At 72.0% G+C, this 12,861-nt stretch carries 12 protein-coding genes and 1 pseudogene; 4 read left to right on the top strand and 9 right to left on the bottom strand.

The genetic code is table 11. The features are described from left to right. Window positions 1–15: 15 nt before the first annotated feature. The 3 genes and pseudogenes from AB0L00_RS20045 to purD all read right to left on the bottom strand — a co-directional run bounded on the left by AB0L00_RS20045 (window position 16) and on the right by purD (window position 3,599). Complete coding sequence (locus AB0L00_RS20045; protein ID WP_364436031.1) at window positions 16–1,194, bottom strand: cellulase family glycosylhydrolase; 1,179 nt, start codon at window positions 1,192–1,194, stop codon at window positions 16–18. Window positions 1,195–1,241: 47 nt separating this feature from the next. Beyond that, window positions 1,242–2,356: pseudogene (locus tag AB0L00_RS20040) on the bottom strand (low temperature requirement protein A). Between the two features lie 7 nt (window positions 2,357–2,363). Next, window positions 2,364–3,599, bottom strand: coding sequence for a phosphoribosylamine--glycine ligase (gene purD, locus AB0L00_RS20035; protein WP_364436028.1), 1,236 nt, complete (start codon window positions 3,597–3,599; stop codon window positions 2,364–2,366). Window positions 3,600–3,954: 355 nt separating this feature from the next. Here purD and corA point away from each other — a divergent pair, with 355 nt between their 5' ends. After that, window positions 3,955–5,058 (top strand): magnesium/cobalt transporter CorA, encoded by a 1,104-nt coding sequence (corA, locus tag AB0L00_RS20030; RefSeq protein ID WP_364436025.1) that lies wholly within the window; start codon window positions 3,955–3,957, stop codon window positions 5,056–5,058. Between the two features lie 24 nt (window positions 5,059–5,082). Here corA and AB0L00_RS20025 read toward each other — a convergent pair whose 3' ends face one another. Together AB0L00_RS20025 and AB0L00_RS20020 are read right to left on the bottom strand one after the other, a co-directional pair. Continuing rightward, on the bottom strand, window positions 5,083–5,907 hold the full coding sequence (locus tag AB0L00_RS20025; RefSeq protein WP_364436022.1) for a glycerophosphodiester phosphodiesterase family protein: 825 nt from the start codon (window positions 5,905–5,907) through the stop codon (window positions 5,083–5,085). A 66-nt stretch (window positions 5,908–5,973) separates the two neighbouring features. After that, the gene (locus AB0L00_RS20020) at window positions 5,974–6,345 is read right to left on the bottom strand and encodes a helix-turn-helix domain-containing protein (RefSeq protein ID WP_364436020.1); all 372 of its coding nucleotides are present in this window, start codon (window positions 6,343–6,345) and stop codon (window positions 5,974–5,976) included. Window positions 6,346–6,454: 109 nt separating this feature from the next. On the opposite strand from AB0L00_RS20020, the gene AB0L00_RS20015 reads away from it, so the two are divergent. Further along, a complete protein-coding gene (locus AB0L00_RS20015; protein ID WP_364436017.1) occupies window positions 6,455–7,093 on the top strand; it encodes an NAD(P)H-binding protein in 639 nt (212 codons plus the stop codon). A gap of 182 nt (window positions 7,094–7,275) precedes the next feature. Here AB0L00_RS20015 and AB0L00_RS20010 read toward each other — a convergent pair whose 3' ends face one another. Genes AB0L00_RS20010 through AB0L00_RS19995 form a run of 4 tightly spaced genes read right to left on the bottom strand, consistent with a single transcriptional unit; the run spans window position 7,276 to window position 10,815 of the window. After that, window positions 7,276–8,472, bottom strand: a complete 1,197-nt coding sequence (locus AB0L00_RS20010) for an ABC transporter permease (protein WP_364436014.1) — start codon at window positions 8,470–8,472, stop codon at window positions 7,276–7,278. Next, window positions 8,469–9,164 carry an ABC transporter ATP-binding protein gene (locus AB0L00_RS20005; protein ID WP_364436251.1) on the bottom strand — a complete coding sequence of 232 codons (696 nt, stop codon included), beginning with the start codon at window positions 9,162–9,164 and terminating at the stop codon, window positions 8,469–8,471. Before AB0L00_RS20005 ends, AB0L00_RS20010 begins: the two co-directional genes overlap by 4 nt. 44 nt (window positions 9,165–9,208) lie before the next feature. After that, window positions 9,209–10,255, bottom strand: coding sequence for a peptidoglycan-binding protein (locus AB0L00_RS20000; RefSeq protein ID WP_364436011.1), 1,047 nt, complete (start codon window positions 10,253–10,255; stop codon window positions 9,209–9,211). Further along, on the bottom strand, window positions 10,252–10,815 hold the full coding sequence (locus tag AB0L00_RS19995; protein ID WP_364436009.1) for a hypothetical protein: 564 nt from the start codon (window positions 10,813–10,815) through the stop codon (window positions 10,252–10,254). The genes AB0L00_RS20000 and AB0L00_RS19995 overlap by 4 nt, the downstream gene beginning before the upstream one ends. A 162-nt stretch (window positions 10,816–10,977) precedes the next feature. Between AB0L00_RS19995 and AB0L00_RS19990 the strand changes: the two genes are divergently transcribed. Continuing rightward, window positions 10,978–11,634, top strand: coding sequence for a response regulator transcription factor (locus AB0L00_RS19990; RefSeq protein WP_364436006.1), 657 nt, complete (start codon window positions 10,978–10,980; stop codon window positions 11,632–11,634). Continuing rightward, window positions 11,631–12,827: an ATP-binding protein gene (locus tag AB0L00_RS19985; RefSeq protein WP_364436004.1), complete on the top strand. Its 1,197-nt coding sequence runs from the start codon at window positions 11,631–11,633 to the stop codon at window positions 12,825–12,827. The genes AB0L00_RS19990 and AB0L00_RS19985 overlap by 4 nt, the downstream gene beginning before the upstream one ends. Window positions 12,828–12,861: the final 34 nt, after the last annotated feature.

The following is a 12,861-nucleotide window of genomic DNA, read 5'->3' as shown; positions in this document are numbered from 1 at the left end:
CCAGTGTCCCAGCCGCTAGAACAGGTAGCTCACCCAGGACCGCCAGTTCTCGTTCGCGTCGACCATGCTGAACGGCCCGTTCCCGTTGTCGGAGGAGTACTCCCACCAGGCGTAGTCAAGGCCCTTGGACTTGTAGAGGGCGACCTTGTCCTTGATGTACTGGTCGTGGCCGGTGGCGCCGCTGCCGACACCGAACTCCCCGATCCACACCGGCAGGCTCTCGGCCTTGGCCATGTCGAGCTGGACCTGCAGGTGCGAGGCGAGGCCGGCCTTGTTCGCCGCGTTGTAGCCGGTGGTGCCGTCGGAGGGGTTCGGGACCATGCCCAGGCCGGTGGAGTTGTCGTAGCCGGCCGTGTAGCCGCTCGCGGAGGCCCCGTTGTAGTAGTCGTGGACCGACCAGATGAGGTTGCCGCGGTTCGTCGGCGTGAAGGACGAGAACGACGAGGTGGGCACCTTCGAGTCGCCGTAGGACGGCTCCAGCATGATGCTGGTGGTGCCGTCCTTGGCGCGGATCGCGTTGACGATCTGGGTGTAGTCGGACAGCAGCCGCGCGGACTTGGCAGAAGAGCGGAACGGCTCGTTGACCGGGTCGTACGCCGCGATCGCCGGCTCGTCCTTGTACCGGTTGGCGATGGTCTGCAGGAAGCCCAGGCCGTTCTCGACGACGGCGTCCAGGCCCTCGACGGAGCCGTCGTCCGTGGGCGTCACCTGGGCCCAGCCCGGCACGTGCTCCTGGCCGTCGTTGGCGCCGGACATGTGGACGCAGTCGAGGATGACGTACAGGCCGGCGGCCTTCGCCCGCGTGACCGCCGTGGCGAGGGTGGAGAACGCCGTCTCGTTCCACTCCGCCTCGGTCGGCTGGAACATGTCCCAGAACAGGACCATGCGGACCGCCGTGAAGCCCTTGGCCTTGATCGAGTCGTAGGTCGACTGTCCCCAGGTGTCGGTGTCGTTCGCGTCCCAGACCGGCTGGATGTTCGGGCCGATCAGCAGGTGGGTGGTCCCGGCGGAGTCGACGAACGCGTGCGACGACGTGGCGTGCAGCCGGGTGAGCGCGGCGGCGGCCTGGGCCGTCGCGGCGGAGGTGCGCGCGGTGGCGGCCGGCTCACGGGCCGGCGTTCCGGCGAGGGCGGTGCCGCAGGTACCGGCCGTCATGAGAAGCGTGGCGAGGGCGAGCCCGACTGATCGGCGCATGGACCGTCTTCCCTTCAGGAGGACCAAGATCAACACGGGATCCTAGATCAACTTCTCCGCTCCGTCAGGAGAGCCGCGACGATGATCGAAAAGAGCGCGATGAGCTCCGCCTCGCCGGCCACCAGGGCGCCCAACGGGATCGCGGCCAGGCACGACACCGCCCCGACGAGCCGGACGGTCGGGGCGCCGATCCGCAGGGCGCGGCGGAACGCGGCGTCGCCGAGGAGGTACGCGGCGACGCCCGCGCCGAGGGCGATCGCCGGTCCCGTGTGCAGGGCCTCCGTCGCGTGGCCCATCGCCTTCTTCACGCCCGCCGCCGCCGCGACGATGCCGATCATCACCGGGATGTGGGCGTAGAAGTAGCCGTTCATGATCGCGCCGGTCCGGCGCGCGTCGTCCATCCGGGTGAGCGCGTGCTCGGCCCGCATGTCGTCCTCGGCGAAGTACGTCCACCAGAGCGCGGCGGCAAGGGCCAGGCCGAGCACCGCCGCGATCGTCGTACGGGTGTCGAGCGGCTCCTCCGACAGGCCGATCCCGATCGCCACCACCGACTCGCCGAGCGTGATGAGGACGAGCAGGCCGTGCCGCTCGACGATGTGCGCCGCCCGCAGCGGGAACCGGCCGCCCGGTCGCACGATGTACGGCATGACGATCGGCACGAGCACCGCCGCGATCCACAGCGCGTACGTCGCCGGACCGGACGTCAGCCCCGCGCCGATCACCAGGACGGCGGCGATCAGATTGGCGGGCAGCACTCGCAGGAACTCGCGGTTGACCTGGATGTACAGGCCGCCGTGCACGAGCACGACCACGAGGTAGCCCAGGCCCCAGGCGACACCGCCGCCGTCGAAGGCGCGCGGCGTGGCCAGCGCCATGACGAGGAACCCGGCCATGCCGACCAGCAGCAGGACCCGCCGGAACGTGGTGGTCGGCGCGACGGTGTTCGTCAGCCAGGCGTACCCCTGTAGATCCACCACAGGACGCCGAAGAGCACGACCACCCGCAGCAGCCCCACCGGCGACAGCTCGTGAGCGAGCACGCCGGTGAGCTGCGTGATCGTGAAGACGAAGACCAGGTCGAAGAACAGCTCCAGGGTGGTGACCCGGTACGCCTCCTCCGGCGCCTCGGCCGTCACCGCCGAGGCGCCGCCGTGCGGCTCCATCCGCCCGTCAGACCTTGGCGGCGATGTCCGTGCGGTAGTGCGCGCCGCGCAGCCGGATGCGCTCCGCGGCGGCGTACGCGGCCGCGCGGGCGGCGGCCAGGTCCGGACCGGTGCCGACGACGTCGAGCACCCGCCCGCCGCCGGAGACCGGCAGCCCCTTGTGCAGCTTGGTGCCCGCGTGCAGGACGTACGCGCCCTCCACCGCGTCGGCCTCCTCGAGCCCGGCGATGGGGTCGCCGACGGTCGGCTTGCCCGGGTAGTTCTCCGCCGCGATCACGACGGTGACCGCCGCGCCCGGCCGCCACTCCAGCGCCGGGGCGGATCCGAGCCCGCCGACCGCGCACGCCTGCAGCACCGAGCCGAGCGGCGTCGCCAGCCGGTCCAGGACGACCTGCGTCTCCGGGTCGCCGAACCGGGCGTTGAACTCGATCACCCGGACGCCCTTCGACGTCAGCGCCAGCCCGGCGTACAGCACGCCGGTGTAGGGCGTCTCGCGGCGCCGCAGCTCGTCCACGGTCGGCTGGATGATCGTCTGGACGACCTCGTCGACCAGGCCCGGCGGCGCCCAGGGCAGCGGGGTGTACGCCCCCATGCCGCCGGTGTTGGGGCCCTGGTCGTCGTCGTAGGCGCGCTTGAAATCCTGCGCCGGCAGCAGCGGGACGACCGTGGTGCCGTCGGTCAGCGCGAACAGCGAGACCTCGGGTCCGTCGAGGTACTCCTCGATCACCACCCGCTCGCACTCGGCCGCGTGCCGCTCGGCGACCCCCCGGTCCTCGGTGACGACGACGCCCTTGCCGGCGGCCAGCCCGTCGTCCTTCACGACGTACGGCGGCCCGAACTCGTCGAGCGCGGCGTTGATGCCGTCGGTGCTCTCACAGACCCGGGCGGCGGCGGTCGGGACGCCGGCCGCCGACATGATCTCCTTGGCGAACGCCTTCGAGCCCTCGATCCTCGCCGCCGCGGCGTCGGGGCCGAAGCACAGCAGCCCGGCCCGGCGCAGGGCGTCGCCCACGCCCGCGACCAGCGGCGCCTCGGGGCCGATCACGACGAGCTGCGCCATCAGGCGCTGCGCGAGCTCGACGACGGCGACCGGATCGGTGGGGTCCAGGACATGGTTGTCCGCGAGCGCACCGGTGCCGGCGTTGCCGGGGGCGCAGTGCAGGGCGGTGACGTCAGGGTCTTGGGCAAGGGAGCGGACCAGCGCGTGTTCGCGCCCGCCCGACCCGAGAACGAGGACTCGCACGTTCGAAGCCTATCGAGATCCGGGGATCTTCCGGGGTGGGGAGGGAAGCGACGACGGCCCGCCGACGTTGATCCCTACAGCAGTGATTTTTCGGGAGATCCGGGAACCCTGTGAACCGATGGCCGCCGCCGGGCGTCCTTATTACCCGGTGTAACCTCAGAGCCCGTGCTCTGACGCCGACGACCCGAAGGAGGTGGTCGAAATGAGTCCTGGCGATCCTTGCGGTAACGCCGAGCCTCCTCACAGTCCGACCATCTCTACTCGGCGTCCGGCCGCCTCCGGCGCGCGATCCACGCTCTGACCTCGGGTCGACGCGCGCCGTCGCGCGTGCGGCCGGGCCAGGGAAGGATCCCCCATGGCCATGACCAGGGTTCGCCCCGGACGCGCCACCCGCGTCCTGTTCAAGCCGCTCGCCCGCCCCGGCCGCATCTCGGCCGGTGAGTCGATCAACCAGCGCTCCGCCCTCATCGACTGGGCCGCGTACGTCGACGGCAAGCGCGTCGACACCGACAGCCTCGCCGAGGCCGTCGAGCTGGTCCGCGCCCCCGACGACCTCCCCGAGGGCGCCGAGCCGCGCAACCGATTCGTCTGGGTCGGGCTGCACGAGCCCGACGCCGCCGAGCTGGAGCGGCTGTCGGAGGTGTTCGGCCTGCACCCGCTCGCCGTCGAGGACGCCGTCCACGCCCACCAGCGGCCGAAGCTGGAGCGCTACGACGACGTGCAGTTCATCGTCATGAAGACGGTCGGCTACGTCGAGCGCGCCGGCACGGAGACCGTGCGCACCGGCGAGATCATGATCTTCTGCGGGCCCGACTTCCTCGTGACCGTACGGCACGGCGAGCACGGCGCGCTCGCCCCCGTCCGGCGGCGTCTCGAGGACACCCCCGAGCGCCTGGCCCTCGGCCCCGCCGCCGTCCTGCACGCGATCATCGACCGGGTGGTCGACGACTACATCTCCGTGGGCGACGCGGTCCAGCAGGACATCGACGAGGTCGAAGAGAACGTCTTCTCCGCCGACGCCACCAACCAGGCCGAGCGGATCTACCGGTTGAAGCGCGAGGTCATCCAGCTCAAGCGGGCCGTCGGCCCCCTGTCCGGTCCGCTGCGCAACCTCGCGGCCCGCCGGTTCGTCCCGACCGAGATCCGCGAGTACTTCCGCGACGTGGACGACCACCTCGCCCGCGTGCGCGAGCAGGTCGAGTCCTGCGACGAGCTGCTCACCCCGATCCTCCAGGCGCACCTGACCCAGGTGACCGTCACCGACAACCACGACATGCGCAAGATCTCCGCGTGGGCGGCGATCCTCGCGATGCCGACGGCGATCACCGGGGTGTACGGCATGAACTTCAAGTACATGCCGGAGCTGCACTGGAAGTACGGCTACCTGCTGGCCGTCGGCGTCATCGTGACGGCCTGTTTCGTCCTCTACCGCGGCTTCCGCCGCAACGGCTGGCTCTGAGCGCCGCCTGACTGCGAGCCCGGCTCAGCGGCCGAGCACCGTCCGGAGGCGGTCGGGGTAGTCGGTGACGATCGCGTCCACGCCGAACGCGATGTGCCGTCGCATCTCCGCCGGCTCGTTGACCGTCCAGGGGACGACGCGCAGGTCCCGCGCGTGCGCCGCCGCGACCAGTTCCGGGACGACCATGACCCTCTTGGGGGAGATCATGGTCGCCCCGGCGTCGGCCGCGGCGGCGATCAGGCCGCCCGCCGGATCCCGCCCGGCCATCCACGACGCGTCGAGGGTGTCCGGCTCGACCAGTGCGACGCGGTCCCCGCCGGGCAGCAGCTCCCGCGCCACGCCCAGCACCCGCCAGTCGAACGCCAGCAGCCGCGACCGCTCCGCCAGGCCGTACGACTCCAGCACCTTCACGGCCGCGACCGTGATCGTCTCGACGTCCGGCCAGGACGGGTCGGTCTTGATCTCCACGGCCAGCCGCACGTCGTGCGGGGCGACCAGCTCGCACAGCTCCGCCAGCGTCGGCACCTCAGCGCCGGGGATCGGCGTCTGCGTGGCCGCGAACCGCTTGTTCTGGATGCCCGCGTCGAGCGTCTTGATCTGCGCGAGCGTGAGCTTTCGGATCGGCCGGCCGACGTACGGGAACAGCGGGTCGCGCGGCCGGTACGGCCCCCGGTCCCGTACCGTCCCGGCGTTCAGCGCCTGGTCGTGATGGAGCACCGGGACGCCGTCCGCGGTGAGCGCGACGTCCAGCTCCAGCACGTCGACACCCAGCTCGAGCGTTCTCGCGAACCCCGGGATGGTGTTCTCCGGCCACAGTCCCCGCGCCCCGCGGTGTCCTTGGATCTCCACCCACCACAGCGTACGGGCCCGTTTCGCCGCCTTCGCGCCGTGCCGGAGGGCGGCGGAGCCGGCTGGTCATGGGGCCGTGTACTGCTCCCGCGCGTCGAGCAGCTCGTCCCAGTGCTCCGCCGCCCACGCGCACGCGGCCTCCAGCGGCCCGAGCATGCTGCGGCCCAGCGGCGTCAGCGCGTACTCCACCCCCAGTGTCGGGTCGGCGTGCACCGTGCGGGAGACGAGCCCGTCTCGCTCCAGGCGGCGTAGCGACTGGGTGAGCACTTTCGGGGTGACGCGGTGCAGGGGCACGCGGAGCTCGGAGAAGCGGCGGGGGCCGTCTTCCAGGCAGCGAATGACCAGACCCGCCCACTTGTCGCCGAAGCGGAACGGCGACAGCGAGGACGGGCACAGTTCGTCGAACATGTCAGGAGGCAGCGGCTGCCGGTGCGTCATGGTGTCTCCTGCCTGTCGGCCGGGCCGGTGGCCGGTCTCGGTATCCAGGAGGTAACCGGCCTGGCGGATACCTTCCGGGAGCATCGAGTCAACGGGAGGTATTCCGACGATGAGCAGGTTCGTGATTTTCGGGGCCGGTGGCCGGGCCGGCCGGCAGGCCGTCGCCGAAGCGCGCCGGCGTGGACACCAGGTCACCGCGGTGGTCCGTGACCCGTCCCGCTACGGCGGCCTGGCGGACGATGGCGTACGGATCGCCGCCGGGGACGTCACCGACGTGGCGGACGTCGCCACCCTCGCGGCCGGGCACGACGCCGCGATCAACGCGGCCGCGGTGTACGGCGCGGGAACCGACCCCGACGCCTTCTTCACCGGTGCCGCACACGCCCTGGTCAAGGGCTTGCGGCAGGCCGGAGTGGACAGGCTCGTCGCGGTCGGGCTGTCGGTGTTGCTGCCCGGGTCCGATGGGGTCCGGCAGTTGGACGCGCCCGGTTTCCCCGCCGAGTTCCGGCCCTTCTGCCTGGCCCACGCCGCCGGTCTGGAGGTGCTTCGCGGCGACGGCGGCACGCTGGACTGGGTGTACGTCAGCCCGGCCGGCGACTTCGACCATGAGGGGGAGCGCACCGGCCATTACGAGCTCCGCGAACACGGTGACGCCGCGGCGCGCATCTCCTACGCGGACTTCGCCCTCGTCCTGCTCGACGAGGCCGAGACCCCACGGCACCACCGCAGCCACCTTGCCGTGACCTGACGACCTGGCCCCTGGCCGTACGGAAGGCTCGGCGAACGCATGAAACGGGCGGCGAACTGCGGATTTCGTCCTGGTTCGCGCTCGCGTTCACCGAGCATTCCGTTCGGCTCCGTTGGGATCCCCGGCTCACGGCGCCGAACGGGGTGGGGATTTTGTGGCGCTACGCGCGCCTGGTTCCTGAGTCACGGGGTGGCGAGGGCCTCGGTGGGGGAGAGCCGGGCGGCGCGGATGGCGGGGTACAGGCCGGCGATCCCGCCGATGACCAGCGTGGCGCCGATCCCGCCGGCCATCGCCCACGGCGGGACGACCGTCGGCCAGCCCTGCGTCACCGCGAACACCGCCGTGACGAGGATGCCCAGCGTCACGCCGCCCACGCCGCCGAGCGCCGCCAGCAGCTGGGACTCGGTGAGGAACTGCAGCCTGACCTGACCGCGCGTCGCGCCCAGGGAGCGCCGCAGGCCGATCTCGGCGCGGCGTTCCAGCACCGAGATCACCATGGTGTTCGCGACCCCGACCCCACCGACCAGGAGCGCCACCGCGCCCAAGCCGAGGAGGAGCCCGGTGAACGCCTTGTCGCTGGCGTTCTGCGCGGCCAGCGCGTCGGACGGGCGGCTGACCTCGACCGCGGTCGGCGACTCGGGGTTGGCGGTGGCGGCGAGCAGGTCCCGTACGCGCTGCACCGCGTCCTCCTTCGCCCGCGTGTAGACGGTGGTGGGGTGGCCGTCGAAGCCGAGCCGCGCGACCGCCACGTCCCAGCCGACCAGCGCGGCCGAGTCCAGCTCCGGCGCGAGCTCCGCCCGGTTCAGGATGCCGACGACGGTGAACCACTGTGAGCCGAGCCAGACCTGGACGCCCGGTTGGGCGACACCGAGCGCGTCCGCCGCGTCCGAGCCGAGCACGACGGCCGGGTACCGGCCCGTGGCCGCGTTGAGCCAGGTCCCGGCGGCCACGCTCAGACCGGCCGTACGGGGCAGGTCGAGGCGGCTCGCGAGGACGGCGATGCCGCCGGTCTCCCCCGCGCTGATGTGATCGTTGCGGTAGACGTTCGTGTCGGTGACCTTGCCGGTGGCGGACGCGGACAGGACGTCGGTCATCCGGCAGATCATCGCGACCGACTCCTTGGGAAGCTCGGCGTCGGAGCCGAAGAAGTCCTTGCCGGGGGCCACGGTGAGCATGTTCGTGCCCAGCCGCTCCAGCGTGGCCTGGAGCTGCGCCCGGCTGGAGGTCGAGATCCCGACCACGCCGACCATCGCCGCGATGCCGATCGCGATCCCCAGAGCGGACAGGAACACCCGCAGCGGGCGGGCGCGCAGCCCCGCCGCGCCGACCCGGACCGCGTCCCGGGGGCTCAGCCGCGCCGGCTCTTCTCCACTCATCATGGTGCGGCCTCCACCCGTACGTCGTCCGCCACGACCCGGCCGTCGCGCATCCGGATCTGGCGGGGCAGCGTCGCGGCGATGTCGCGATCGTGGGTGATCACGATGACCGTCGTGCCGCCCGCGGCCAGTTCGCGGAGTAGGCCCATCACCCCGGCGCCCGTGCTGGTGTCCAGCGCGCCGGTCGGCTCGTCGGCCAGCAGCATCGCCGGTTCGCCGACCACCGCGCGGGCGATCGCCACCCGCTGCTTCTCCCCGCCCGAGAGCTGGTGCGGCCGGTGGCCGAGCCGGTGGGCGAGGCCGACGCGTTCGAGGGCCAGGCGTGCCCGGCGCCGGCGTTCCGCCAGGGGAACGCCGGCGTACAGCAGGCCGTCGGCGACGTTGTCCAGCGCGCCGACCCCGGCGGCGAGGTGGAACTGCTGGAAGACGAAACCGATCCGCCGGGCCCGCAGCGCGGAGAGCCGTCGATCCGACATCGTCGACACGTCGCGGCCCTCGATACGCACCGTGCCGGCGCTGGGCCGGTCCAGCGTGCCGATGAGGTGCAGCAACGTCGACTTACCGGAGCCGGACGGCCCGACGATCGCGGCCGCCTCACCGGCCTCGATCCGGAGCGTCACCCCGTCCAGGGCCGTGACGTCGCCCGGGTACTCCTTGCGTACCTCGCGCAGTTCCACGACCGGCTCGTGCACCATGAGGCCGTCCACCACGGTCCCGCTCACTTCGGGCTCGGGCCTGCTCACTTCGGCACCCCCACGCTCATGCCCTCGGACAGGCCGGAGCCGGAGATCTCCACCTTGCCCTGGGTGAACGCGCCGGTCTCCACGGGGACCGTACGGACGCGCCCGCCCTCGACGACCTGCACGCCGTAGCCACCGTCGCCCTGGGCGAGCAGCGCCTCGATCGGCACGGCGAGGACGTTCGGGTGCCGTTGGCTGGTGAGGTAGACCGACACCGGCGCCTTGTCGTAGGAGCCCAGCGACTCCTGGTCGTCGACGGTGACGGTGACCGCGACGGTGGTGGGGTTGTTGCCCTGACCCGCCGTGGCGACCTTGCCGACCTTGGTGATCTGGCCCTTGGTCGTTCCGCCGCCGGGGAGTTCCACCGACACCTTGGCGCCCTTCTTGGCGAGCCGCTGATACTGGACGTCGAGGTCGACGTCCACCTGCCGGGTGGTGCCGGTGTAGGTGAGCACCGGGCCGCTCGCCCGGTCCCCGACCTGCGCCTTCCGCTCGGCGACCCGGATCGCGCCGGACGCGAACAGGACGGAGCCGGGCGCGATCTTGCCGGTCTCGTCGAGGCCGAGGTCCTCCTGCCAGCGTTTCACCGCCGCCGCGGTCGCGGCGGTGTAAGTCTTGTCGACCGTGAACCCCGTGTATCCCAGGGCCTGGAGGTTCCGCTCGAACTGCAGGACGTCCCGGCCCTTCGTGCCGTCGGCGAGGGTCCGGTAGAGCGGCAGCGCCCCGTACAGCAGCGGCACCGGGTGGTCGTCGACCCGGTAGGCGGACCGGCCGCGCGAGACCACGCTGCCGGGCGCGGCCAGCCACGTCAGGACGCCGCGGCCGCCCGCGCCGGCCATGGTGTGCGTCGAGCCGTACCCGAGGGTGCCGTCCACCTTCTGGGTCTCCACCAGCGTGGTCCGCTCGATCCGCGCGGTCGCGGGCGGCAGGGAACTGCGCCCGGTGGGCGTTCCACCCCCGCCGCCCAGGCCGGCCGCCGCCAGACCGGCGACGCCGACCAGGACCACGCCGGCCACGCTAAGGGCCGCGACGCGGACCCTGCTCAACTTCCACTCCGGTTGAGGGACCGGCCGCCGCCGCCCGGCCGGTACTGGGCGCAGGCCTTGTCCGCGCTCTTGAACGTCTGGCTCTCCGGGTCGGCGCCGGTGCGGCCCTGAGAACCGGTTGCGCTTTCGCGCTTCATCACGATGCCGCCGTCGGGATTCGGGTCGGGCATGTCGACGCCGTGCTGGCGCATGCACTTGGTGTACGCGCGCATCTTCGCCAGATCCGCCGCACTGAGCCGCTTCGGTTTCCCGCCGTTCGGCTGCAGATGGCCGCACTTGGCCTGGGCGGCCTTCAACGTCTGGTCGTCCGAGCCTTTCGCGGCGTTCGGCTTGCCACTGCCACCCTGGACATCGATCCGTATCCTGCCGTTCCCGTCGGACTGCGGGTCGGCCATGTTGACGCCGTTGGCCCGCATGCATTTGGCGTACGCCCGCATCTTCGCCAGATCACTCGAGGCACTGGCCTGGGCGTTCGTCGTCTTGTGCCCCGACCCGCAGGCCGGCAGGCCGAAGAGGAGCGCGGGCGCCAGGACCAGCGCCGGGATCGTCTTTCTTCGCATGCGTCGTCTCCCCACGACTTCGCCGGGCGCTTCCCGGCGAACTGCGAGGAGTCAAATCGTCGGTCGATAACCCGGGCGTAACCGGTTGTGGTTATGCCGGCGTTATGCGCGATGGCGCACGCTGTTCCACGACGTTCGTCGAACGAGTTCTGGACGGGAAACGTGCGCGTACTCATCGCCGAGGACGAGCGGATGCTCGCCGATTCGATCGCCGAGGGGCTGCGGGCGGAGGCCCTCGCCGTGGACGTGGCCTACGACGGGGACGCCGCGCTCGAACTCCTCGGCGTCAACGACTACGACGTGCTCGTGCTCGACCGCGACCTGCCGGTCGTGCACGGCGACGACGTCTGCCGGGCGGTCGTCGAGTCCGGGGCGCACGTGCGGGTGCTGATGCTCACCGCCGCCGCCGCGGTACGGGCGCGGGTGGAGGGGCTCGGGCTCGGCGCGGACGACTACCTGACCAAGCCGTTCGCCTTCGAGGAGCTGGTGGCCCGGATCCACGCGCTCGGCCGGCGCGCCCGCCCGGCGGACCCGCCCGCGCTGCAGCGCGCCGGGATCCGGCTCGACCCCGCACGGCGGGAGGTCTACCGGGACGGGCGCTACGTGCACCTGGCCCGCAAGGAGTTCGGCCTGCTGGCCGAGCTGCTGCGCGCGGACGGCGCGGTCGTCTCGGCGGAGCGGCTCCTGGAGAAGGTCTGGGACGAGCACACCGACCCGTTCACCAACACCGTACGGGTGACGATGATGAAGCTCCGCCGCAAGCTCGGCGACCCGCCCGTCGTGGAGACCGTCCAGGGAGTGGGGTACCGCATCACATGAGGCCACTCGCACAGCGGCTGCAGCCCACGATCCGCGTCCGGCTCACACTGGTGTACGGCGGGCTGTTCCTGGTCGGCGGCATCGTGCTGCTGACCCTGACCTACCTCCTCGCCAAGAACAACATCCAGCCGGACCGACCGGCCGGCGTGACGGCCGTCCAGATTGAGAGCGGCGCATCCGCCAAGGCGATCTCGGGCCGGCCCACTCCCGACATCGTGTACACCGCCAAGCAGACGAAAGGCATGCTCCTGAAGGCGCGGGAGGACTCGGCGCAGCAGACGCTCGACTCGCTGCTCACCCAGGGCGGCATCGCGCTGGCGGTCGTGGGCGCGGCCGCGCTCGGGCTCGGCTGGTTCTTCGCCGACCGGGCGCTGCGGCCCGTCCACCGGATCACCGAGACCGCCCGTCGCGTGGCGCACAGCCGCAACCTCACCGAGCGGATCGCCTACACCGGGCCGCGCGACGACGTGAAAGAGCTGGCCGACACGTTCGACATGATGCTGGAGCGGCTGGCCCGGGCGTTCGAGGGGCAGCGGAGGTTCGTCGACAACGCCTCCCACGAGCTGCGTACGCCCCTGGCCATCAACCGGACCCTCATCGACGTGGCGGTACGCCGCCCGGGCGCCGGCGAGGACGTCAGGCGACTCGGGGAGTCGCTGCTCATCGTCGGCGATCGGCACGAGCGGCTCATCGAAGGGCTGCTCACCCTCGCCGGCAGCGAGAACTCCGTCGTCGACACGTCACCGCTCGATCTCGCCGACGTGGGCGCGCACGTCCTCGACCAGGCCAAGGCCGAGACGGACGGCCGCGGCCTGACCGTGCGCCGCGCCCTCGACCGCGCCCCGACCGAGGGCGACCCGGTCCTCGTGGAACGGCTCGTGCAGAACCTGGTCGAGAACGCGACCAGGTACAACGTCGACGGCGGTGGAGTGTGGCTGTCCACCCGGCGGAGCGCGCGGTTCGCCGAGGTCGTCGTCGCCAACACCGGCCCGGTCGTCCCGGCCTACGAGGTCGAGACGCTGTTCGAGCCGTTCCGGCGGCTGCGGAGCGACCGGCTGCGCTCCGACCGGGGCACCGGTCTGGGACTGTCGATCGTCCGCGCCATCGCGACCGCCCACGGCGGTACCGTGACCGCCGTCCCCCGGGAGGGCGGCGGTCTCGTCGTGACGGTGCGGCTGCCGTCGGCCGGCTGAGCGCGGCGACGAGTCGCCGCGCGCCCTGCCCGGT

It is taken from the genome of Actinoallomurus sp. NPDC052308, from assembly GCF_040679195.1.
In the GTDB taxonomy this organism is placed as follows: domain Bacteria; phylum Actinomycetota; class Actinomycetes; order Streptosporangiales; family Streptosporangiaceae; genus Actinoallomurus; species Actinoallomurus liliacearum.
This window is presented reverse-complemented; position numbering and strand designations above follow the sequence as displayed.

Bases quoted from the DNA above. Each gene is read 5' to 3' on its own strand.
- AB0L00_RS19985 (WP_364436004.1), top strand. From the start codon at position 11,631: ATGAGGCCACTCGCACAGCGGCTGCAGCCCACGATCCGCGTCCGGCTC.
- corA (WP_364436025.1), top strand. From the start codon at position 3,955: ATGGCCATGACCAGGGTTCGCCCCGGACGCGCCACCCGCGTCCTGTTC.
- AB0L00_RS20045 (WP_364436031.1), bottom strand. From the start codon at position 1,194: ATGCGCCGATCAGTCGGGCTCGCCCTCGCCACGCTTCTCATGACGGCC.
- AB0L00_RS20005 (WP_364436251.1), bottom strand. From the start codon at position 9,164: ATGGTGCACGAGCCGGTCGTGGAACTGCGCGAGGTACGCAAGGAGTAC.
- AB0L00_RS20015 (WP_364436017.1), top strand. From the start codon at position 6,455: ATGAGCAGGTTCGTGATTTTCGGGGCCGGTGGCCGGGCCGGCCGGCAG.
- AB0L00_RS20020 (WP_364436020.1), bottom strand. From the start codon at position 6,345: ATGACGCACCGGCAGCCGCTGCCTCCTGACATGTTCGACGAACTGTGC.
- AB0L00_RS20010 (WP_364436014.1), bottom strand. From the start codon at position 8,472: ATGATGAGTGGAGAAGAGCCGGCGCGGCTGAGCCCCCGGGACGCGGTC.
- AB0L00_RS19995 (WP_364436009.1), bottom strand. From the start codon at position 10,815: ATGCGAAGAAAGACGATCCCGGCGCTGGTCCTGGCGCCCGCGCTCCTC.